Source organism: Marinomonas maritima (genome assembly GCF_024435075.2).
Lineage (GTDB): Bacteria > Pseudomonadota > Gammaproteobacteria > Pseudomonadales > Marinomonadaceae > Marinomonas > Marinomonas maritima.
In genome coordinates this window covers 111,477-134,733 of the sequence record NZ_JAMZEG020000002.1, presented here as the reverse complement: position 1 = coordinate 134,733, position 23,257 = coordinate 111,477, and the positions used below count along the sequence as shown (strand labels likewise).

The 23,257-nt window shown below is 42.4% G+C and carries 21 protein-coding genes and 2 pseudogenes; 12 read left to right on the top strand and 11 right to left on the bottom strand.

Annotated elements, in window-relative coordinates:
• Positions 1–40 precede the first annotated feature (40 nt).
• From M3I01_RS06725 to arfB, 5 genes are all read right to left on the bottom strand, one after another.
• Positions 41–1,174, bottom strand: coding sequence for a D-alanine--D-alanine ligase (locus tag M3I01_RS06725; protein WP_255895013.1), 1,134 nt, complete (start codon positions 1,172–1,174; stop codon positions 41–43).
• Positions 1,171–1,752: a DedA family protein gene (locus tag M3I01_RS06720; protein WP_255895011.1), complete on the bottom strand. Its 582-nt coding sequence runs from the start codon at positions 1,750–1,752 to the stop codon at positions 1,171–1,173. Before M3I01_RS06720 ends, M3I01_RS06725 begins: the two co-directional genes overlap by 4 nt.
• Before the next feature lie 190 nt (positions 1,753–1,942).
• Positions 1,943–2,158: a DUF1289 domain-containing protein gene (locus tag M3I01_RS06715; protein WP_255895010.1), complete on the bottom strand. Its 216-nt coding sequence runs from the start codon at positions 2,156–2,158 to the stop codon at positions 1,943–1,945.
• 192 nt (positions 2,159–2,350) lie between these two features.
• Positions 2,351–3,628, bottom strand: coding sequence for an O-acetylhomoserine aminocarboxypropyltransferase/cysteine synthase family protein (locus M3I01_RS06710; protein ID WP_255895009.1), 1,278 nt, complete (start codon positions 3,626–3,628; stop codon positions 2,351–2,353).
• A 104-nt stretch (positions 3,629–3,732) separates the two neighbouring features.
• Positions 3,733–4,146 (bottom strand): alternative ribosome rescue aminoacyl-tRNA hydrolase ArfB, encoded by a 414-nt coding sequence (arfB, locus tag M3I01_RS06705; RefSeq protein ID WP_255895008.1) that lies wholly within the window; start codon positions 4,144–4,146, stop codon positions 3,733–3,735.
• Between the two features lie 142 nt (positions 4,147–4,288).
• Between arfB and hisA the strand changes: the two genes are divergently transcribed.
• Together hisA and M3I01_RS06695 are read left to right on the top strand one after the other, a co-directional pair.
• The gene (gene hisA, locus M3I01_RS06700; RefSeq protein WP_255895005.1) at positions 4,289–5,050 is read left to right on the top strand and encodes a phosphoribosylformimino-5-aminoimidazole carboxamide ribotide isomerase; all 762 of its coding nucleotides are present in this window, start codon (positions 4,289–4,291) and stop codon (positions 5,048–5,050) included.
• Positions 5,051–5,193: 143 nt separating this feature from the next.
• Complete coding sequence (locus M3I01_RS06695; protein ID WP_255895003.1) at positions 5,194–5,988, top strand: hypothetical protein; 795 nt, start codon at positions 5,194–5,196, stop codon at positions 5,986–5,988.
• Between the two features lie 56 nt (positions 5,989–6,044).
• On the opposite strand, the gene M3I01_RS06690 is transcribed toward M3I01_RS06695, so the two are convergent.
• Complete coding sequence (locus tag M3I01_RS06690) at positions 6,045–6,512, bottom strand: hypothetical protein (RefSeq protein WP_255895002.1); 468 nt, start codon at positions 6,510–6,512, stop codon at positions 6,045–6,047.
• Between the two features lie 153 nt (positions 6,513–6,665).
• Between M3I01_RS06690 and M3I01_RS06685 the strand changes: the two genes are divergently transcribed.
• Positions 6,666–8,015: a sigma-54 interaction domain-containing protein gene (locus tag M3I01_RS06685; RefSeq protein WP_255895001.1), complete on the top strand. Its 1,350-nt coding sequence runs from the start codon at positions 6,666–6,668 to the stop codon at positions 8,013–8,015.
• A gap of 84 nt (positions 8,016–8,099) precedes the next feature.
• Here M3I01_RS06685 and M3I01_RS06680 read toward each other — a convergent pair whose 3' ends face one another.
• Positions 8,100–8,369: a hypothetical protein gene (locus M3I01_RS06680; protein WP_255894999.1), complete on the bottom strand. Its 270-nt coding sequence runs from the start codon at positions 8,367–8,369 to the stop codon at positions 8,100–8,102.
• Positions 8,370–8,786: 417 nt separating this feature from the next.
• On the opposite strand from M3I01_RS06680, the gene aguA reads away from it, so the two are divergent.
• A complete protein-coding gene (aguA, locus tag M3I01_RS06675; RefSeq protein WP_275564987.1) occupies positions 8,787–9,902 on the top strand; it encodes an agmatine deiminase in 1,116 nt (371 codons plus the stop codon).
• Here the strand turns inward: aguA and M3I01_RS18600 are convergent.
• Positions 9,882–10,762 (bottom strand): annotated as a pseudogene (locus tag M3I01_RS18600) (IS30 family transposase). The gene aguA and the pseudogene M3I01_RS18600 overlap by 21 nt on opposite strands.
• Before the next feature lie 191 nt (positions 10,763–10,953).
• On the opposite strand from M3I01_RS18600, the gene M3I01_RS06660 reads away from it, so the two are divergent.
• The 6 genes and pseudogenes from M3I01_RS06660 to M3I01_RS06630 all read left to right on the top strand — a co-directional run bounded on the left by M3I01_RS06660 (position 10,954) and on the right by M3I01_RS06630 (position 17,388).
• Entirely contained in the window at positions 10,954–11,667 is a 714-nt protein-coding gene (locus tag M3I01_RS06660; RefSeq protein WP_255894998.1) for a hypothetical protein, read from the top strand.
• Positions 11,657–12,109 (top strand): hypothetical protein, encoded by a 453-nt coding sequence (locus M3I01_RS06655; protein WP_255894997.1) that lies wholly within the window; start codon positions 11,657–11,659, stop codon positions 12,107–12,109. The genes M3I01_RS06660 and M3I01_RS06655 overlap by 11 nt, the downstream gene beginning before the upstream one ends.
• A 153-nt stretch (positions 12,110–12,262) precedes the next feature.
• Positions 12,263–13,183 (top strand): annotated as a pseudogene (locus M3I01_RS18570) (IS5 family transposase).
• 565 nt (positions 13,184–13,748) lie between these two features.
• Entirely contained in the window at positions 13,749–14,726 is a 978-nt protein-coding gene (gene rsgA, locus M3I01_RS06640; RefSeq protein ID WP_255894994.1) for a GTPase RsgA, read from the top strand.
• A 186-nt stretch (positions 14,727–14,912) separates the two neighbouring features.
• Complete coding sequence (gene hemG, locus M3I01_RS06635; protein WP_255894991.1) at positions 14,913–15,443, top strand: menaquinone-dependent protoporphyrinogen IX dehydrogenase; 531 nt, start codon at positions 14,913–14,915, stop codon at positions 15,441–15,443.
• A 70-nt stretch (positions 15,444–15,513) separates the two neighbouring features.
• Positions 15,514–17,388, top strand: a complete 1,875-nt coding sequence (locus M3I01_RS06630) for a cation:proton antiporter domain-containing protein (protein WP_255894990.1) — start codon at positions 15,514–15,516, stop codon at positions 17,386–17,388.
• Here the strand turns inward: M3I01_RS06630 and M3I01_RS06625 are convergent.
• Positions 17,344–17,760: a Fis family transcriptional regulator gene (locus tag M3I01_RS06625; RefSeq protein WP_255894988.1), complete on the bottom strand. Its 417-nt coding sequence runs from the start codon at positions 17,758–17,760 to the stop codon at positions 17,344–17,346. The genes M3I01_RS06630 and M3I01_RS06625 overlap by 45 nt on opposite strands.
• Before the next feature lie 269 nt (positions 17,761–18,029).
• On the opposite strand from M3I01_RS06625, the gene argC reads away from it, so the two are divergent.
• Positions 18,030–18,968 carry an N-acetyl-gamma-glutamyl-phosphate reductase gene (gene argC, locus M3I01_RS06620; RefSeq protein ID WP_255894987.1) on the top strand — a complete coding sequence of 313 codons (939 nt, stop codon included), beginning with the start codon at positions 18,030–18,032 and terminating at the stop codon, positions 18,966–18,968.
• A 143-nt stretch (positions 18,969–19,111) separates the two neighbouring features.
• Here argC and M3I01_RS06615 read toward each other — a convergent pair whose 3' ends face one another.
• Positions 19,112–19,939 (bottom strand): 5'-nucleotidase, lipoprotein e(P4) family, encoded by an 828-nt coding sequence (locus M3I01_RS06615; protein WP_255894984.1) that lies wholly within the window; start codon positions 19,937–19,939, stop codon positions 19,112–19,114.
• 222 nt (positions 19,940–20,161) lie between these two features.
• Here M3I01_RS06615 and M3I01_RS06610 point away from each other — a divergent pair, with 222 nt between their 5' ends.
• Positions 20,162–21,775 carry an NAD(P)/FAD-dependent oxidoreductase gene (locus M3I01_RS06610; protein ID WP_275564986.1) on the top strand — a complete coding sequence of 538 codons (1,614 nt, stop codon included), beginning with the start codon at positions 20,162–20,164 and terminating at the stop codon, positions 21,773–21,775.
• A gap of 61 nt (positions 21,776–21,836) precedes the next feature.
• Here M3I01_RS06610 and M3I01_RS06605 read toward each other — a convergent pair whose 3' ends face one another.
• Positions 21,837–23,252 carry a sigma-54-dependent transcriptional regulator gene (locus M3I01_RS06605; RefSeq protein WP_255894968.1) on the bottom strand — a complete coding sequence of 472 codons (1,416 nt, stop codon included), beginning with the start codon at positions 23,250–23,252 and terminating at the stop codon, positions 21,837–21,839.
• Between the last annotated feature and the right edge of the window lie 5 nt (positions 23,253–23,257).

Below are 23,257 nucleotides of genomic sequence, written 5' to 3'. Positions count from 1 at the left end.
TGAGATAATTCATTGAGAGGGTCAACGTGAGCTCACGATATCAATCTGTACTTGGGTAGTGTTGTATCAACGCTTTTTCCTCTCTCCATGCCTTTAATAACGCACGAATAGTGGGTGTTTTAATTCCGCGTTTTTTCTGTAACGCGCCAATATCAAACAGGATTCGATACTGTTTTAATAAGGTACTAAAAATATCCAAAAGCTTGGTATGTCTGTCCCATATATGGGTAGCTTCGCTACTCGCACCGTTCATTTCTAAAATGGAAAAATTCTCCCCCGCCATAAAGGATTCTATGTCAGCGAACTTAATGTCCAAACGGCCATAATAGTAGCCATCAACGTCCGCTAGGATGTCATCCAATTTACGAGTCAGCGCAGGGGTAATGTATTGATTACCATTGCGGAAAATAGAGCCGCGACTATGACTGCCGGCAAAAGCGAGCGGGTATTCGGTTCCGGCTTCAGGTATCCAATCCAGCTTTTGGGTATGACGAGGAAAATACAAATGTGTTAATTGACCAGCACGAGGGCAACGTTCGATTAGTTGTCTCAAACTGTGCGTTCCATCGCCAACTACACTCGGTGTGTACTTTAAAGTAATGGAAATAATTTCACCTTCTTTTCGACCTGGGTAGCGCACATAAAACACACCAGCTTCAGCTTGGTAAGGCGCTTTTCGCTGTAATAAAAACCGAGCAGATGAAGGAAAATCTTGAATATAATCATGAAGCTGCATTTTAGATTGCAGCAATTTAACGCCTACACCTCTGCAGCCCAAATCAGGCTTAGCAACAATGGGAAAAGACAAGGCTGCCGAGTCCATCGCTTGCAATGCCACGTCTAACTGACTCACTAAATCCTCTTCGCTTTTTGTAAGCGTAATAAAAGGTTCAATCCATTGTTTTGCTATGGGGCCGGCCAAGTTTAAGATATCAGTTTTAGATTCGCCCACCATCCCGCTCAGTTTAATACTTGGGTTCGCAATGAGCGGCAAACATACATCGCCATGACGAAGGCCAAGTAACAAGCTTTGCACAACAACAGGAGCATAAAAGAACCAACTGGGCATAAACTCATAAGGCGAAATACTGGCCTTTTCATCGACTTGGAGTAGTGGCATACCTGCGTTGATTTTATTGGGCTCGATAAACTGCCCTCCTAGCATAGAGCTCATGACAAACCTCTTGAAAAAGACTTATTAAGAAAACGGTTTATAAAAAACAAAAAAGCAAATGCCACAGGAATAAGCCCCCATTTAAATTCTGATAACAACATCAATACATGGCTTCCTAAGAGATAAATAAGTGTGAATACCAACAGTGTCCAAATCGAAGAAGCGAGAAGGACGGCACTTAAAAAGAGAGGAAGTGGAACAGGAAGAAAACCACTTAACGTAAACCCTATGGTACGTAATCCAGGGATAAAACGAATAATAAAAAGATTTAGGAAGGCTCTTTGCTGCAAATTACGCTTAACCCGTTTATAAGACACATTGGTTAACGCTCGATAACGTAACCACCGTATTCTTCGGGTATAACTGCCCAAAATGTACAATCCAAGATCTCCCGTGACAATGCCAATAAAAATCGCTAGCAAGGCAAAACTAGGAGGCAATGACCCTTGAGCAGATAAGATGGCCGCCGTTGCAATGGCAAGGTCTTCAAGTAAGTAAGACAGTAATACAATACCAATACTTAACAACGCAAAAGACGCCGAACCCGATACTAGCCATGTCTGAAATTCTAAAATCAACGTTAAAGGCACCCACAAACTTCATCCCAAACTTGGTAAAATCCCAAGCACTCTCATTCTGTAACTATAGGTTAGACGTTGATGAAAATCGATTTATTACAGTGGGAATAAAAAAAACTCAAAAAGAACTTAAATACAGCTTGCGAAGAAAGAGTCTTGCACTAGAAGAAGGGAGTGAAAAGAGTCGATATTATGAATGGGGACGTTGCTTTTTACGTAATAAACAACGGGTTAATATGTCTTTTTTTTGATTTTGGGTTGATTGATGCCAGTCCATAATTTCTGTGATGGTACGATAGCAACCAACACAGACGTCATCAGTATCAAGGCAGCACTGCCGGATACAAGGACTCTTTATATCCTGATCGGCGTCATTACCATTTGCCATCGCTGTTATTTTTTCCATTTCAATCCCCAAGTCGACGATTATTTAACCAATCCCCTTAGAAAACAATCCCAGAAAGTAAACTCACGTAATGGCTTAAACGTATCATAGCTGGCCATAATAAAAACATTTTTAAATATGTCACGATTACTTCATTGTCATAAAAAGTAGGATCGCCCAGTGGCAACCCTACCCTTCTATCCATATTTACTCTTAAACCGTTACTTTATCGAGTGCCTGAGAGATATCGGCAATAATATCTTCGATGTTTTCAATTCCTACTGAAATACGAACAAGATCTCGGCTAACGCCCGCTTTCGCCAATTCCTCATCGTTTAATTGACGGTGTGTTGTTGACGCTGGGTGACAGGCTAACGATTTAGCATCACCAATGTTTACAAGACGTAATACCATCTCTAATGCGTCAATGAATTGTGTACCCGCTGCAATGCCACCTTTAATACCAAAGCTCAATACACCAGATGCTTTACCGCTGGTAATACGTTGACTCATTTCATTATATTTGTTTTCTGGCAACGCGGCGTAATTGACCCAACTCACTTTCTTATGGTTCTGAAGAAAAACAGCCAATGCCTCAGCATTAGAGCAATGACGCTCCATTCTTAGACCCAGTGTTTCCAAACCTTGCATTATCAAGAAAGCACTGTGCGGCGACAACGCAGCCCCTGTGTTGCGTAATGGAACCACTCGACAACGACCAATATACGCCGCTGCGCCTAACGCTTCGGTGTAAACAACATCATGATAAGACGGATCTGGTTCGTTCAGCATCGCAAAGCGCTTTTTGTTGGCCACCCAATCAAACTTACCGGAATCCACAATAATACCGCCAACAGTCGTGCCATGACCGCCAATGTATTTTGTCAAAGAATGCACAACAATATGCGCACCGAGTTCGAAAGGACGACATAGGAATGGTGTCGCTACCGTATTATCAACAATAAGAGGGATTCCATGCTTATTCGCGATGGCTGCTAACGCTTCGATATCAACAATATTACCGGCAGGGTTTCCGATCGATTCACAGAAAATAGCGCGGGTATTGTCATCTATTGCCGCTTCAAAACCCGCAAAATCATCCGCTGAAACCATACGGGTTTCAATGCCTTGTCGTGGAAAGCTATGAGCAAATAAATTGTAAGTGCCACCATAAAGTTGACTAGTGCTAACAATATTAGAGCCAACTTCACATATACATTCTATCGCGTATGTAATGGCGGCCATACCAGATGCTACCGCTAAGGCGGCAATTCCGCCTTCCATCGCCGCCACTCGCTGCTCTAACACATCGGTGGTTGGGTTCATGATTCGAGTGTAAATATTGCCCTTTACCTTTAGATCAAACAAATCAGCGCCATGCTGAGTGTCATCAAAAGTATAAGACGTCGTTTGGTAGATAGGCACAGCCGCCGCTTTGGTCGTCGCTTCAGATGTATAACCGTGATGCAGTGCAAGAGATTCTAATTTCATGGTAAACAAACCTATTTTTATTATTCCAAAAAAGTAATGTCACCATACTACAAGGGTATGACTAATTGGAAAAACAAGTATTATTCATCATGTTGCGTAAAATTCTAATCCCAGTTACTGCGTCTCAAACTTTTAATTTGACCTTTTTGTTTCTTTTGTTCCATCCCCTTCCTTTGGGAAGAGCGAGACGGTTTTGTCGGACGACGGGCTTTCTGTACGCGCACCGCTTCAAGGATTAGCGCCTTCAAACGTATTAATGCGTCTTCGCGGTTGAGCTCTTGCGTTCGATGCTGTTGTGCCTTAAGAACAATATCACCGTCTTTGGTAAGTCGTGAATTACTCAATGCTAGCAGCCGCTCCTTATAAAATTCAGGTAATGAGGAATTGGCTACATTGAACCTAAGATGGATGGCAGAAGACACTTTATTCACATTCTGACCGCCAGCCCCTTGGGCCCGTATCGCAGTCAATTCTATTTCGTGGTCTGGGATCGCCACGGCGAGGGTAATTTGCAACATACTATTTGCTTTATAAATCTATTCGTCTATTTGGCTCTCGATTGTAACAGGCTTATGAAGTATATGCTTTGGCGCATCGTTTATAGGAAACTAATCCGCTATAATCTGTACTCTACATTTTTATATAAATAGGGAGTTATTTGTGACCCAATTCCGTCCTTGTATCGATCTACACCAAGGCAAGGTTAAGCAAATTGTGGGGGGCAGCCTGAATGACAAAGGAGCCACAGAAAACTTTATCAGTGAATACAATGCTGAACATTACGCCGCAATGTATCGTGAGCATGGTCTAATTGGCGGTCATGTTATTGCGTTAGGTAAAGGTAACCAAGAGGAAGCGATCAGCGCCTTACGTGCTTACCCTGATGGGTTACAATTTGGTGGCGGTGTGAAACACAATAATGCCGCAAGCTACCTAAATGCAGGCGCGTCTCACGTTATCGTCACCTCTTATTTGTTTAAAAACGGGGAGTTCTCGTGGGATCGTTTAGATAAAATCAAACGTGAAACGGGCACTGACCGCCTAGTACTGGATTTAAGCTGTCGTCGCACCGATAACGGCTGGTATATTACCACTGACCGCTGGCAAACCATTACGTCGACACAAGTAAACCAAGAAAACTTGATCGAGCTAGCAAACCACTGCGATGAATTTTTGATTCATGCCGCAGACGTAGAAGGATTACAAGCTGGTATTGATGAAGAGTTAGTCCACTTGCTCGGTCAGGGTTGCCCTGTCGCTGTCACTTATGCAGGCGGCGCTCGGTCACTTTCGGACCTTAAGCGTGTTCACGAATTGTCTAATGGCAAAGTCGATTTAACCATTGGTAGCGCACTGGATATATTTGGTGGGCGAGGTGTAACACTAGACGAATGTATTCTGTGGAATCAATCGCAAAGATAAACCGTAGGTAAGAGACAAGTAGTTTGCTTGTCTCTTACTCTATTCTCTTCATCACTAATAAGGTTCTTCAGCTCGACATACCACACGCCATCCCGCATACTTAATGACTTATTTTTTTGTTTTTTCCATCTTAGGATTTTTCAATGCCTACATTTCGTACTGGCCTTTTACTTGCGTCGCTTTTACTCAGCGCTTGCTCGATGCCAATTTTACAAGAATTCCAACCGACTCAAGCTGAGAAAACACCAACTCAGGACATTACGACTGAAAAAAGCACGTCAACAAAAAATGATCTAACTGAACTAGTCACGCCTGTTACAGACGACACAGCGAAGCAAAGTACATCCATTGAAGCCGCTACGGTTGTCGAAAAGAATGATCAACTCATTGAGCAATTTGAGGCACAAAAACAACTTGCCAGTACAAATTTCATAGAACTCAAAAGCCGTATCGGGAACGCGCCCGCGCTTCCAAGACTATTGGATATAGAGCAATTAAATAAAAAAGAAATCAACTCCGCGATTCAGCAATTACGTACTTATATAAGTAAGACCAATACGGATCTAGCCGTATTAAATGCTCGCGTTGATGATCGCCAGAGGCTTGCAGCAGATGGTGATCTGATACGAATTTTCTTATCTGAAGCGACCGTCACTCACAATAGTAATAAGTTCAAAGCACAGCCACTTGTTGGCCAGTGGGTGCGAGGCGAAAGTCGAGTCATTCGTTTAAAAGACAGTATTTTATTTGAAAACCCAAGATCAGAAGACTTACATATTACGTTTTCAGAAACTTACCAACTGGTGGTTAATAACCAAACCATCGCCACGGTCAACCCACATAAAGAAAAGAACAGCGCCAGTTTTAGCGTTTCAACACATGACAATCAAGGCGCTATTGTAGGTAAGTTAGATTACCGTATTGTGATTGATAAATAATCAAACACAGAGCCTAAACTACGTTAGCTTGATGTGTTTTAGGCTCTGTATCTATCTTAAATCAGCTTTGCCGCTTTGCGTCTGTAATGCGCATTGTCCAGCAGCACCTGAATACACGCTAGATAGTCAACTATCATATTAGCGAACAACTTATCATCTAATAGCCTAACCAACTTTCCAATGCGTTTTATTACTTGCCAGTTTACCGACATTATACGATTTGAAGTATATTTTTCAGGGGCATTTAGAGCTGATAAATACGCCACCGCAATATAGCCTGGCTCTGGATTCATCGTCCCTGTATCTTCTGGTAAAACGCCTATGCCATACAATAATCGCTCGGCAAGCCGTCGATACAAAGAAGATACTTTCTTAAAAATGTGCTTGTCCAATGTGTTGCTTACTCGAGCATATAACGTGCAATTGGCGGAAAAACCATCAAAACACATCGACAACATGTCACACAAAATACGAGAGTCTGAACTAGGATAAGGCATCTTTTCTGAATAATGACCATCAAGCATTCTCTACCTCCTTTCAATAAAGGGTGGACTTTGTGCAAATAAGGATGATTAAAGCCGTGTTTAATGCAAAGTAAATGAGAATGGCTATGCTAGACCTCAACCCTATGATTTCATTACTATATGGATTTTTCATTTCACTCAGGGAAAATAATAATGTCTTCACCAAAGCTATTTATGCATGTTCAAGATCCATTATTAGCTTCAAACTTGCTTTCTATTCAAAGCGTTCGACAGTATGAATTGAACATTAGCCATCAAGATGAAAACTGGCTAGATCAACTCGCGACGGTACAATGCGATGTTGCCCTTATTGAAATCAATTCATTGCATGACACCGCTTTAAAAGAGCTCATTAGTAGTCCTGTGCTATATCAAACAGAGTTTTTATTTTTCAGCCAAGGCATGCCAGATCCAATATTGGATAAGCTAATGCACAAAGGTGCTGGATTCCACTACCGAGCCCCGTTCAACTTAACGTTGATTGAATCGTCATTAGAAGAAATCTTTTGTGAACTCAATCTCACCAAAGAACTTATCAGCACACAAACGAGCTATCTCGACCAATTCGGCCTATTAGTCGGCTCTTCTTCTGCTATGCACTCGCTATACCGTACTATTCGAAAAGTCGCAGCAACAAAAGCCAACGCTTTCATCATGGGAGAAAGTGGTACCGGTAAAGAACTAATCGCTAACACTCTGCATGTTTTTAGCCAACGAGCAGAAGGCCCTTTCGTCGCAATAAACTGCGGCGCCCTTAGCCCTGAACTGATCGATAGTGAGTTATTTGGCCATGTAAAAGGCGCTTTCACAGGAGCACATAAAGATCACCAAGGAGTTTTCGAACAAGCAGAAGGTGGTACTTTATTCTTAGATGAAGTCACTGAAATGCCTTACGAACATCAAGTAAAGTTATTAAGAGTACTCGAAAGTGGCGAGTACAAACCGGTCGGAGCTCAGCAAGTAAAAATAGCTAACGTGCGAATTATTGCCGCAACAAACCGTGTACTCGGTGACGCCATCCGCGATGAAGTCTTCCGCGAAGATCTGTATTTTCGTTTAGCTCAATTCCCTATTATGGTGCCTAAACTAAAAGACAGAGAAGGTGACGCCTGCGGTCTTGCTCAGCATTTTTTAGCTTATCGAAACAACCAAGATGGCAAACACAAACAGCTTTCTGCACAAAGCTTAGAAAAAATCAGCCACTACCATTGGCCTGGTAATGTTCGAGAGCTAAAACATGCCATTGAACGAGCTTATATTCTGGCGGATCATGTCATTTATCCAGAACACCTCGTTACCAATGATTTAAATGACCAAACCGAGACAGATAAATCAGCGGGAATTCCTATTGGCATGCGTCTAGACGACATAGAAAAAATCGCAATATTAAAAACGCTCAAAAAAAATGATGGCAATAGAACAGACACCGCTAAACAACTTGGTATTAGCATCAAAACCCTCTACAACAAACTCGATAAATACGACAATACGGATTTTTTGTAATACGTTTTGCTTGCGACCAAAATAACCGAGTCAAACTAGCAAAGGGGCCGGTATTACCAGTCCCTTTGCTGTCGATGACAACTATTAACAATCAGTGTCTTTCGCGTTCACGCCTTCTTTAATGTCTTCACAGGTATCTTCTACTGCATTACCTGCGTCCGTCATGGTGTCTTCCATTGAGTTACCAGCACTATTCAAAGCATCACCGGCATCGTCCATAGTTTGCTCAACAGCATCACCTGCATTGGACATCGCGTCTTCTACCTTGTCTTCAGTATCTTGACTGCATGCTGCCAGTGTAGCCGCTGTAACCAGTACCAAAGCCGTGTTTAGTAGAGTGCGTTTAATATTCATAATGGTAACCTCCATTTAGTTTTAATATTTTGGGAACTGTTTTGACGTCTAGCGTCTGCTTCCCCAAATGATCAACTCAACAACTTGAACCAAAGAGCTTCTGTACTTGTTGTTGATTTCCCTTAGAGTATTGCGAAGGCCGTGCCAAGTTTTGAAAAATCACATAACATATTGATATTAAACAATATTTAATGAAAAAAATTGGAGCCCCATGATGACGACTACCCTACCTATAGGTATTTTTTACAAAACAGCTCGGTAAACGTTTCCGTCGAGTAATTGTAAAGACGCAAAAAATGTGACTTAAACGGAGTAAATACGCCGAAATAGACAAAAATACCCTTGAATGTTTTCGCCTCTACCCTAGAATTGGCGCAAAACCTTTGCCTTATATGAAAGCCACGATTAAGGACTGTTATGAGCACTGCATTGTATACTTCACCAAGACTAGATGGCTTTCGCATGCCTGCGGAACACGAACAGCAAGAGCAAGTGTGGATGGCCTGGCCAACCCGGGAAGACAACTGGCGAGAAAACGGCAAACACGCTCAAGCTGAGTTTGTTGCGGTCGCTACGGCAATCGCTCAAGCGACCGACGTGACCTTTATTGTCGATGCTCAACACTACGAACAAGCTCGTCTCGCACTGCCTAGCCAGATCCGCCTTCTTGAAATTCCTTCAGATGACTGCTGGATGCGTGACATAGGTGCAACCTATATCGTCAATGACAAAGGCGAGCGCCGTGCAAACAACTGGCGATTCAATGCATGGGGTGGCGAACTCGATGGCTTATACGATTCTTGGGAACAAGATAATGCCGTCGCCGAAAAAATGGCCGCGGTGACAGGGGACGTCACCTATAACGCCCCGTTCATTCTTGAAGGCGGCTCTATTCATGTGGATGGTGAAGGTACTTTGTTTACGACAGAAGAATGCTTGCTTCACCCGAGCCGCAATCCAGACTTAAGCAAAGAAGACATCGAAGATTTTCTAAAGGTGTACTTAAACGTTGCAAAAATCATCTGGCTAAAACAAGGTCTTTATAATGATGAAACCAATGGTCACATCGACAACATAATGCATGTGATTCGACCGGGTGTAGTCGCACTGACATATTGTGACGATCCAAGCGATCCTCAATACGCCATCAGCCAAGATGCGTTCAACGTATTAAGCAAAACAAGCGATGCGAAAGGTCGAGTGCTGGAAGTCATCAAGTTACCAATGCCAGGCCCACTTTTTGTCTCTGAAGAAGAAGCCAAAAATTTGACTGAAAGCCCTTACATGAATCGCCACGTTGGTGAGCGCCTTGCCGCTTCTTATGCCAATTTTTTAATCAGCAACAATCGTGTTGTCTTTCCTTTACTTGATGAAAAAACCGACAACCAAGCTAAACAGATATTACAACGGGCTTTTCCAACTCACAGCGTCATCGGCGTAGCAACCAGAAATATATTATTAGGCGGTGGAAACATTCATTGTATTACTCAACAAGTGCCTAAGAAGTATTCCCTAGATGCCAACAATAAGTGACACACGTTTATTTAATAATACTTCAATTGGAGTGAGGTAGTTCAGTGATTTTCTAGACCTTAAATTGATTAATATTTGTGTATCCGCAATTTCCTGTACGGTGAGCTGGCCTATAGCGAACCCCTTTGGATAAAACGCCTCAGCAGACCATTTGTATTTTCATTGAGACCACGCTGCCATGAGTGATAAGGTTTAGCAAAATAGGTTTTACATTTCAGCGCTTTGGCAATACTTTGACGGCCTGCAAACTCGCCTCCGTTGTCAAAAGTAATGCTATGGCAAATGCACTTAAAAAAGCTTCAATAATTTAAAAATGGCTTTAGATACCAGCTTATTCATCTTTTTCTTAACACGACAGGTCAATAAGAACTTTGTTACCCGCCCCGTTAACGTCACAAAGTAGCCATTTTGACTATAGACAGTATCCCTTCCCAGTGACCAACTTCTTGTTTCTCATCAATATATTTTGGACGTTGGTCGATATCGACTCGGTAGGCATCAGATGGCGTCCGCCATAGTATCTTTGCGCGGCTTATAGCGCTTTCCTTTTCTTTTCAATTTGTGTCTCCACCCTTGCTCTGACACAATGCTGTAGACCGTAGTGCAACAGACTTTTAGCGTGGCTATCTGCTCTGGACCGAAGCTCAATTTGAGTGAGCCTTTGCTCTAATTGCGCTAGAATAAATGTGAGCGGTCTTAGTACAGTATTTATTATTGGGGCATCGTCTGAATTCACGAGCAATCGTTTTATTGCTTCGCTCCATTTTTGTTGCGATGGTTCTTGCCAAAAAGCCTAGTTCATTTAGACCTTCAATCTGGTATCGTTCTTTCAGCGTCAGTTGCTTATATTGGTTGCTCAACTTTGGACAACCTTGGTGGATTGTGTGAGAACTCAAAGCCTATAAGCAACTGACTCTCTTATCTATACCAAGTATATCGGCTATTGTTGAGTTCTAAGAAATAACAGCTGGCTGTTGTTCGTGTCTCTCACATTTTAGCCAGCTATTATTTGCTGCTTAACGTGGCGTTAGGACTTCAAAGGAGTAATTGAATGAATCAAGGTTATGATAGATCTATGTTAGAAGGATCTTTATCTCAGATGGAATCTGCCGCAATGAATTTTGCTCATAGATTTATCAATGATGGCAAGGTAAGAATGAATTATATCAATCAAACCAAGAAAGTAGCCGATGAATATCGTACAAGGATTAATTCTGGTGCGATCTCTGCGGAGGATGCAGCTAAGCAAGTACAGGTTATACGTAATCAAATACTTGAAGCCCAGCGTTTACGAACAAGTGATTTAGGGAAAGCGAAGGCTGTCAGCTTGAAAAAGACAGGGCTTACACTGAGTGACTTAACAGAGAAGTATTCACAAAATAAATATGAAAAGCCATTTTTAAATTTATCGAACTTACAAAAGAATCAAGTATATTTGGAAATTATTGATAGTTCAGGCAGGCCAAGACCTGCCGTAAATGCATCCGCGCAGAACTATACAAAATTAGGACGGGGGTTACTGTTCGTAACACTTGGGATAGCAGTTTACAATATTGCTGTTGCAGACGACAAAGCTAAAGCTACAGCTCGAGAAGGTGTAGTTATCGGTGGTGGTTTTGCCGGTGGTGCTGCAGGAGGGGCTCTAGCAGGTTTAGCTTGTGGTCCTGGCGCTCCAGTATGTGTTACCGTTGGAGTTTTTGTTGGTGGAGCTTTAGGTGCACTTGGTGCAGACGTTTCTTTTGGATGGTTTTTTAATGAAAATTAGTGAAACAAAAACATTTGAAGTATTGAAAGCTGAAAGTACGGGGAATGATACTCCTAAAATTAGACTCAATAACTCAACAGTAAATGATTCGGTCCAACTTATAGGTGGTGTTTTAGAGGCGCAGTACACTGTAGGTGATAATTATCTATTATTTATTACAGAAGGGAATCCATTAGAAGAGGCTCTGTATATTTACCTTATTGATAATCAATTAAGAATAAAAGACACATTAGAACTTTCGGCTGAGTATGCTTCAGGAATTTTTAAAACCCCACTTATCATTGGATTGGATTCAATAAAGTTCTCTTTCTTTGAAAAAGACGATAATTGGTTACTATCAGTTTCTGACAATCCTAAAATATCATTTTTCAATTTTAAATACCCAGTTAAAAGAAAGAAAACTTTTCTAAATAGAACTTGGCTTCAGCTAAAGAAGTTCTAACAAATGCTTTAAACGGAACAAAAAAAGTTAGTTGGGTTACACTCCGCTCCACATTATAACCAATGATTTTTTGTCCGCTAAGCGGGCGTTAGGGAACATGCGAACAAGTCCCTCTCATGAGAAAATCGCGTTTTAAGTCTTCGAGTCTCAACCATGTCACACCAACTCACCTTTGCCGACAGCGAATTTAACAACAAACGCCGTAAAACACGTAAAGAAATTTTCCTTTCTCGCATGAATAAGTTGAAGCCTTGGGATCAATTAGAAGTACTTATTGAGCCGTTTTATCCTAAACTGGGGATATGGCAGAAGACCTTGCCCGCTATCAATCATGTTCCGTATTCACTGCATGCAACATTGGTACAACATAAGTGATCCAGCAACTGAGGATGCTTTGTATGAGATCACTTCCATAGCTTGTTTTCTGACTTATCGTTAGATAACCTGACTCCTGATCACTCCACCATCATGAATTTCAGACATTTATTAGAAAAGAACACACTCTCACACCAGCTTTTTAAAGAAGTGAATAGATGGCTGTCTGACGTAGGATTTTATCTCAAAGAAGGTACTATTGTGGACGCCACAATATATCGAAGCAGCCAGTTCAACCAAGAATAAAGCTCAGAAAGGAAAGCAGTGGTTCTTCGGTCTGAAAGCGCATATTAGTGTGGACGCAAGAACAGGACTGACGCATAGCCTCAGCACGACAGCTGCAAACGTGCATGACTAAATAAGACGGTCAATCTGCTTCATTTTATCTCAGCGGACTCTGGCTTTCGAGGAGCTCAGAAACGGGAGGAACTAAAAAGTGTCAAAGCAGACGGGTTGATCGCGGAAACCCCGAGTAAAATAAAAAACCTAAAGAAGCGACCAATAAGCCAATCAAACAGAATATATCAAGGCGAGCACCCAAACAAAGGTTGAACACCCTTTCGAATTATCAAATGTCAGTTTAGTTTTAGAAAAGTTCTCTACCGAGATCTGGCTAAAAATGGCAACAAGCTTGCTATACTGTTTGCGCTTGCAAACGTATTTAGAATCGATCAAATGATACGATCCGTATGGGGTTAATCCGTTCAAAAACCGCCAAACAGCTTGTTTGGCGGTTAAAAGAGTGTTTAAACGACTAAACTTATTACCATTAACAAGCTTCTCATCAATTAAAGATGAGTGACTTAACTTGACCGTAGCTTCTCTAGTTCATTTAGGCCTTCAATCTGGTATCGTTCTTTCAGCGTCAGTTGCTTATATTGGTTGTTCATCTTTGGACGACCTTGGTGAATTGTGTGAGAACTCGAAGCCTATAGGCAACTGACTCCCTTATCTATACCAAGTGTACCGGCGATTGTTGAAATCTAAGTTCGAAAAATAGTTTAACGCTGATTTAATGTTCAATGTATTCATATAAATATACTAAACAAGCGCTTTTATATAAGCGTTATATTTCTGTTTGTAGTGCATTCACACTGTGCTAATCTCGTAATACTCGGGTTCAAGAGTAATATCGGTGTAAATGGTTTATAACCTACCGGTGTTTACGTAACTTTCTGGCTAGAATAAAAAATTTATTCGGCTGTACTAATTGAAGCGCATTGCTTCTTATTTACGATGGCGTATTTCGCTTGGGGTAATAGTAATGGATTCCACGTTTACTTTATTGGATTTAGGCTGGCAAGCTTACTTCCAACAACAGTTATCATTGGATGATTTAGAATCTAATCGTATTGCACGTATCTGCGCTCAAAAAGGCAGTCACTACGAGCTTGTTAGTGAATTCGGTTTATTTGTTTTAGAAAGTGATCCAAACATGCCAAGCATGGTCGTGGGTGACTGGGTTATTACCGACACTGATCACAATTTTTTGCGCTTGTTAGAGTCCAGTTCTTCATTTAAAGACATTGCCTCGAATATCGATACGGTATTTTTAATGTGTGCATTGAATCAAGATTTCAATCTAGCTCTGATCAAACGCTATTTAGAACTTACTCATGATGCCCAAGCCGATGCTGTTGTCATCCTGACAAAAGCAGACACCTGTGAAGACGCGACGGAAAAACGAGCTCAAGTAGAAAAGTTAGATCCGTTACTTATCGTCGAAACCGTGAACGCACTGGATGCTAACAGCTTACGCTGTTTGTCGCCTTTTCATAAAAAAGGCAAAACCATCGCTTTGCTTGGTGCCGTAGGTTCCGGAAAATCGGCGTTAATAAACACCTTAATGCAGCCCACTGAAGACGGTAAAACGAAAAAGACTATTGGCGACTCGGGCGCATTACAAATCATGCCTTCTGGGGCTATTTTGCTCGATACAGAAGACATGCGTGAGTTACAGCTTACTGAGTTTGATAACAGTGCCATTGCCAATTTTGCTGATATTATCGCCTTAGAAAAACAATGCAAATTCAGTGACTGTCATCATCAAGGCGAGCCCGGTTGCGCCATCAAAGCGGCCGTTTTAAATAAACGCTTAGACGAACAACGTGCAGCGAACTTTTTGTTACTTCATAACGAAAACAACTATGACGACCAAGTAATTAAATCCAAACCTCAAGAAAAATTCTATCGCAGTTCACAGTCCGACGTCCGAGCGAGAAAACACAGCGCTGCAGAATAAAATTCTGTTGACGTATTGTGAAGAAAAACGGCCTACTTATTCTAGGCCGTTTTTTTATTTAATTTCGAGTAAGAACAGCGGTTAAAGCAAGTCTCCTTTACAGCAAGCCCTTGAGTGTTTATAACAACCCCCCTCTCAATTCGTTTTTACTCGCCAAACAACCAGAGGCAGCTTTTCTGAATTATCATGTCTAATACTTTGCTCATTTACTCCACGACAGACGGTCACACAAAAAAGATTAGCCTTAAAATGCAAGCTGTCATCGAACAGCAAGGCTATGCGGTCACCTTATTGCCCGTAGAAGAAGTCACGACCGACACATTAGCTAGCCACGACGCCATCGTCATTGGTGCCAGTATTCGTTATGGCAAACATCAAAAAGTCGTTACGCATTTCATCGAACAACATAAAGCGCAACTTGAAAGCAAGCCAAGTGCTTTTTACACGGTCAATTTAGTTGCTCGAAAGCCTGAAAAATGCCAGCCAGACACCAATCCATACATTATTAAATTTCTAACTCAACTAGAGTGGAAACCAAGTTTACGAGGTGTTTTTGCGGGAAAACTGAATTACCAACAATACGGTCCAATCGACCGTAATATGATTCGCTTCATTATGTGGATGACCAAAGGACCCACAGACCCAAAAACCAATATGGAATTTACCGATTGGGCAAGTGTCGACAAATTCGCACTGACCGTCTGCGAAATGAAATAACGCATTTAATTAAGCGGTTCATCGATTTAAAGACCAACAATGTAAAGCCGATTCCTAAGGAAATAATGCAATGACCGACGCACTCTTATTAACCTTTGTTTTTCTAGTGGCTGGAGTCATTTCTGTTCCTATCGCTTCCCGTCTCGGCCTAGGGTCTGTTTTGGGTTATTTGCTAGCGGGCATTATCATTAGCCCATTACTGGCACTGTTAAATGTAGATATCAGCGCCCTCCAACACTTTGCTGAGTTGGGCGTTGTTTTGATGCTCTTCCTCGTCGGATTAGAGCTCAACCCTAAAAAGCTTTGGGCATTGAAGTCAAAACTGCTCGGGTTAGGTGGCGGTCAAGTCGCCCTGACCGCCGCGTTTATCATGGGATTAGGTATGCTACTCAACCAAGACTGGCGAACCAGTTTAGCCGTTGGTTTAGTCCTTGCCCTTTCTTCTACCGCCATCGTCATTCAAACGCTCACTGAAAAAGGCCTGATGAAATCAGATGGCGGCCAATCGTCCTTCGCCGTTTTACTCACTCAAGACATTGTCGTCATTCCCATGCTCGCTTTTATTCCCCTGTTGGCAGCACCAGAGCTAATAGAGTCATTAAGTCACACCACTAATATGGCTCAAGCCGGAAATCATTCTGAGACCGTATCTTTAGTCGCTGGCTTAGCGTCGTGGCAAAAAATGCTAGTGACTATTGGCGCCATCGCCACCGTTATCTTAAGCGGCAGCTTTTTGGTAACACCTATTTTTCGTTATATTGCCGTCGCACAATTAAGAGAACTTTTTACCGCCACTGCACTGATGTTTGTTATCGGCACCACATTACTTATGTCTTTGGTTGGGCTTTCGCCTGCCTTAGGAACTTTTTTGGCCGGTGTGGTTCTGGCCAATTCGCCTTATCGCCATGAATTAGAAAGCGACATAGCGCCTTTTAAAGGTTTGTTACTTGGTTTGTTCTTTATGACCGTCGGTGCCGGCATTAATTTCACTCTATTGTTTAGTCACTTCCCTACTATTCTCGGATTAACCATTGGTTTAATCATGGTGAAAGCCACTACCTTATTATTGTTGGGATGGATTTTTAACATTCGCGGTTCGAACAAGTGGTTGTTTGCGCTAGGGCTTGCCCAAGCGGGTGAATTTGGGTTTGTTTTGCTATCTTTTACCGTCAGCAACGCCGTTATATCACAAGAAATAGCAGACACCTTGCTTCTCGTCGTTGCCCTATCGATGTTACTGACGCCCATATTATTCATCGTCTACGATCAAATAATTGCGCCTCGCTATGCGTCTGATCAAAGCGCTGGCCATCATGAGGAATTCCCCGATGAGAATAAAATTATCATTGCGGGTTCAGGCCGAGTTGGCAGTACCATTGACAACATTTTACGACTAGCAAACTACCATTCAACCGTGATTGATTTCAGCGTAAAACGACTGGAAGCACTGGAACGCTTTGGCGTCAAAAACTACTTTGGTGATGCAACACGCCCAGACTTATTAGAAGCCGCTGGCATTGATGAAGCATCGCTTTTCATTATCGCCATTGATAACCCAGAGCAAACTACCAAGCTCGTTAAATACGTGAAAGAAAAATACCCAGATTTGCATATCATTGCGCGAGCGTTCGACAACAATCACGTATACGACTTATGGGCGTATGGTTGTCGCGACATCATTCGGGAAAACTTCGACAGCAGTTTGCGCATGGGAAGGTCTGCTTTTGAAGCCTTAGGAATATCTCAGCAAAAAGCAGGAAAAATGATCGAAGTGTTCAGTCAGCATGATAAGGTTTCTATGATAGAAGTGGCTGACGCCCATCAAATTGGTGTGCCATTCCATGAGAATAAAACCTTTATTGCGCGTCTGCGTAAATATCTGGAAGAGAAAAACCCTCAACTACAAGCTGAAATGAAACGCATACAAGGCGAAGCAAAAGACTAAACAGGCACGCTTTACTTTAATGCAACGTGAATTTTTTAGTCGTTCATTCCACTTACCCGCGTGAGATCTCTCGCATGCCTCTTCGGTATCAAAGCTCACCTGCTGACGAGGTTTGCTGAGCTTTATATTAGCGTCGCTTAGCTCATTGTTAATCAGTGAGCATAAGTAGTCGTCTTGTTTTGCATCATAAGCACTAGCAAGTGCCAGATCGGTTTTGAACACACAAATAATTTTCAATGAATTTGGAAAGGCGTTGTAATTCACTAAGTGAGTCAGCCAAACAAATCCGTCTACAGACTCTAATGCTGTTTCACATACGTGAGTTAGGGCTTCGCGAAGCGCGTTGTCGATTTTTTTATCGGTCTTTTTCATAAAAATTTAACACAAATAATAGGGTGAAAACATTGGGCCATTAAATTACATTAGATTCTCACAATGAGTAAAGCGATTCGCACCGATACAAGATCAAGAACTAAGATGAAACACGCTTTTTTCAATATTAAGCAATGCGCTCAACTATTCAGTTCCATCGTTATGCATTACACTCTTGCCTTCTATAAAGAACTCGATAGAAAGCAGACAACCGACACCGATAGCCTGCTTTTACTTTGATTTAAGACATCCATTAAGGACCCCACGCTGTGAAAAAAGTATTTATTGATGGCGAAACTGGCACAACAGGCCTTCAAGTAAGAGAACGTCTGATTAACCACCCAAACATTGAAGTCATCAGTATTGATCCTTCTAAAAAGCGCGATATTGAAGAAAAACGCCGCCTAATGAAAGAAGCCGATGTGACGGTACTTTGCCTGCCAGACGATGCCGCCATAGACAGCGTGATCTTAGCAAAAGAAGAAGGTTGCCGTATTCTAGATGCAAGCTCCGTACATCGTGTTGCAGAAGGTTGGGTTTATGGTTTACCTGAGTTGGATGAGACGCAACGCGCAAAAATCAAAGACGCCCAGTTTGTGTCTAATCCAGGTTGCTACCCAACTGGTGCGATCCTATTGCTAAAACCCTTAATTGAAGCGGGCTTATTGCCAGCGGATGGGGATTACTCAATCAATGCTATTTCAGGTTACAGTGGTGGCGGTAATGCCTTAATTGAACGTTATGAAAGCACAGACAAGGCGCCTATTTTTGGCGCCTATGGTTTAACGTTTAATCACAAACACTTACCTGAAATGAAAGTCTGGTCAGGCTTAGACAAAGCCCCTATTTTCGTACCAAGCGTGGGCAATTTCCGCCAAGGTATGTTGACCTTTTTGCCGATTCATTTGAAAAGCGGCATCACCATGGAACAGCTTCAAGCTAAACTGGCTGACGTTTATGCAAACGACACCTTTGTAACAGTGAATGGCTTTAATGTGATTGCCGATAACGCTGCGCCATTCTTAACGCCGCATGATCTAGACAATACAAACCAAGTAGAATTGTCTGTGCTCAGCGCACCAGACAACCAATCAGGTGTTCTGGTTGCTAAGCTAGACAATCTAGGGAAAGGCGCATCGGGTGCCGCCGTTCAAAACTTAAACATCATGTTAGGTTTTCCTGAAGAGACTGCAGTGAATCTTCACTAATAAAAACGTGGCCTTTTTTAGTTTCAAAAAAGGCCACGAGTTTATCCATTAGAACTTTCCCATGAGTAACCAAAATAATTTTCCACAGCTCTCTGTGCGACCTTTTCCTTTGTTAACGCAAATACGTTATATCGATTGAGTTGTTATTCTGCTGGCTGCCAAACATGGAACTTAGATTTACGCATTTGGTCTTTTTCAGCCGCCGATGCGCCCCAATTCCCATCGTATACCTTGCCTTCCCAGTCACCATAAGCAGGATTTGGCAACATAATAAATTGAGTACCAAACAAGGCTTTATTTTTTTCAACGGCGGCATCACTAGCGGCTAAGCTTTTTGTTCTAAAGTCATTAGAAAAATCGTTTAGGTTATCTCCCATAAACAAGGCGATATCATAATCTTTCGCAATCGCTTCGCGGCGAGGTTGTTTATCACTGGTACTGTCACGCAACATCAGATGCGCATCATCCACGTTAGGAAATCCTAAGTCTTGCAAATTCTTACGAGTGCCTTCTAAACCCGATACTTTTCGATTGGTAATATAAAAGACTTCTCCACCGTTGCTCGCCACATAATTTAAAAAGGCTGTCGCGCCGGGCATAGCTCTCGCTTCTGCGGCGTCCATCCACTCGCCCCATGTTTTGCTAGAGTAACCAAAATCTTTACCGATCAACCACGCTTGGTAACCAGTGTTGTCGATAACCGTTTCATCAGCATCTACCACGACCGCAATTTTTTTATCGCCGGTATGCTGGCTTACGTAATGATCAAATTGCATTTTTGCCAAGTTAAATGCTTGATATGACATGGCTTTATATTCAGCGGACGCTTGCATCCATAACGTCGACATGACCAATTGTTCGTTTAAATTTTTAGCAGAGAAATCTGCGTCATGAGCAAGAGTAGGCAAAGAGAAGCTACCCGTTAATAGTGCAGCTGAAAGCACCCACGTTCGAAAAACAGTAGAAGACATTAAACACTCCTTGGATATAGAAATAATTTTTATTCGAGTAATATACTCAGCAAAAAATACACCTTCTGAAGCGATTCGTCTCCACCTTTATAATAACAATATCGATTTACCCATCTTGAGATAAAAAGGCAACGCCGTTATTTCGCAACAGCTTTTTCAACGAAAATATCGTATTATTCACCGCTATTAACCATTAACTCAGCATTTTAACTATTGATTCCTATGATACGACTTTCCAATATCCAACTTCCCCTCGATCACGACACCTCAGCACTGGAAAATAGCATTTTATCCATGCTTGATATTTCAGCCGAACAACTCGTTCGTTTTAACGTATTTCGTCGCGGCTATGATGCACGTAAAAAAACCAACATCATGCTGATCTACACCTTGGATATTGAAACCACATGTGACGATGCTTTGCTCAGCCAATTTTCTGACCACCAACAAGTCAAGGCTACGCCTGATTTGGATTATCATCCTGTCGCCCAAGCACCGGCCACGTTAACCGAACGCCCTATTGTTATTGGCTTCGGGCCTTGTGGTTTACTAGCGGCATTAGTATTAGCGCAAATGGGTTACAAGCCCATTGTGTTAGAGCGTGGAAAAGAAGTCCGTGAACGTACCAAAGACACTTTCGGCTTTTGGCGTAAGAAAATTCTAAATACCGAGTCCAATGTACAATTTGGCGAAGGCGGCGCAGGCACTTTTTCTGACGGCAAACTCTACAGCCAAGTAAAAGATCCGAAACAATACAGCCGTAAAGTGCTTAACGAATTTGTCGCCGCTGGCGCACCAGATGAAATTCTCTACGTTAGCAAACCTCACATTGGTACTTTCAAACTGGTTGCCATGGTCGAAAGAATGCGCGCCCAAATTATTGAGCTAGGTGGCGAGATTCGCTTTAGCGCTCGTGTAGACGACATGCACATTGAAGACGGTCAAATCACTGGTGTTACGCTGGCAGATGGCGAACAACTGCACTCTAAACACATTGCGATCGCCATTGGTCACAGTGCCCGTGATACGTTCGAAATGATTCATAACAAAGGTGTTTACATCGAAGCCAAGCCTTTCTCGGTGGGGTTTCGTATCGAGCACGAACAATCCGCTATCGACAAAGCACGTTTTGGTCCGAACGCTGGCAACGAAATTTTAGGCGCAGCAGATTATAAACTGGTTCATCATTGCAAAAATGGCCGTTCCGTTTATAGCTTCTGCATGTGCCCTGGAGGAACCGTGGTCGCAGCGACCTCGGAAGAGAACCGTGTTGTGACGAACGGGATGAGCCAATATTCGCGTAACGAACGCAACGCCAACAGCGCCGTTGTAGTGGGCATCGATCCTTCTGATTATCCAGGTGGTCCACTGGCGGGTATCGAATTTCAGCGCAAGCTAGAAAGCCATGCGTTTGTCATGGGTGGCAGTAATTATGATGCGCCAGCACAAACCGTTGGGGCATTTTTGAGAGGAGAAACACAAGAGCACATTGGCACAATTGAACCCTCCTTCAAACCGGGAATAAAGCTAACCAACCTAGCCGACGCCTTGCCAGACTTCTGTATCGAAGCGCTTCGCGAAGCCATTCCTGCGTTTAACAAAAAGGTCAGAGGCTTTGCTTTTGAAGATGCTCTGCTGACCGGTGTTGAAACTCGAACGTCTGCGCCTATCAACATCACTCGCGATAAACACAGCTTAGAAAGCATCAACACCAAAGGTTTATACCCGGCAGGTGAAGGTGCAGGTTATGCCGGCGGCATTATGTCTGCAGCAATAGACGGCATCAAAATCGCCGAATCCATGGCACTGAGTATGAATATGAAACACCCTCACTAAATAAAAAAAAGAGCGTCCAGATACAATCTGGCGCTCTTTTTTTGTCTTGTGGATAATGTGTTTATTGCTCGTCTTTTTGATTTTCTTTCATGTTCTTCAAACGCTTACTCAAAGCAGGTTGAGATATTCCTAGCATACGGGCCGCAAGAGATTGATTTTGGTTCGCGCGCGCCATCGCTTCATTTACCAATATTTCGGACGCTTGATTTAACGTAGGTAATGGCGTGTTATCCGAAAATTGAATTTGATTTTCATCAAACAAACCAAGACTGTTTTTTTCAATTAACGTCTCAAACGGTTTGGTATTAAGCGACTCCGCCCTACTTTGACTCACGCTATCATACACAAGCGCCCTTAATTCCCTTGCATTCCCAGGGAAAGCATAATGCGTAAGGTGTAATGCTAATGTCTTAGGTATTGACAGTGGCGACTTGCCTATTTCGTCACACGCTTGTTTCATAAAATGTTGAATCAACAACGAAATATCTTCGGGCCTTTCTCTTAGTGGTGGAATATCCACACGATGAGTATGTAACCGATAGTATAAATCTTTTCGAAATACGCCTTCATCTTGTCGTTTGGTTAAATCTTGATGCGTGGCCACAATCACCCTTGCTTGCGTACGTTTCGGACGATCACTCCCAATTGGGTAATACTCACCTTCTTGCAATAAGCGCAATAGCTTCACCTGTGAGCTAGAACTTAAGTCTCCAATTTCATCTAAGAATAAGGTGCCGCCCGCCGCCTGCTCCACCAGCCCTAACCGCTGTTTGTCGGCACCCGTAAAAGCACCTCTAGCATGACCAAATAACGTATCTGCAAAGATATTGTCATCCAATCCGGCCACATTCACAGACACAAGATCTCCTTGTCGGCCACTTAATGCATGGGTCGCTTCTGCAATCAGCTCTTTACCAACACCACTTTCCCCCGTAATCAACAGCGGTTGATTACTTTGAGCAACGGATTCTAAATAGTAAAAAATAGACATCATTTGCTTATTCGCCGTCACGATATTAGAAAAACATTCAGGCTTACTTAACTGCGTTGACATCAGTTGAGCTCGTAACGACTGATTCTCTAAGCTCAGCTCTTGAGTACGAATAGCGCGCTTTATAGATTCGAATATTTGTTCTTGGTTTGCTGTTTTAACAATGTAATCAAACGCACCTTTTTTAACACAATCCACAGCCGCATCAACTTGATTCAAACCACTAAAAATAATGACCGCTATATCGGGATACTCTTCTTTTACCCAATTAAGTAAATCTTGACCTGACAACACGGGCATCGTCAGATCCAATAAAATCAGGCCGATGTGATTCGTGGCAATCAATTGCTTTACGTTCAAAGGATTATCGCATGTTAATAAATTCGTATAGCCTTGCCGCTCAAGGGTCAACGACATGCTACGCAGAAAAGAGATTTCATCGTCCACTAACAAAATCTTAAATTGAGGATACAAACGATCATTCACGTGAT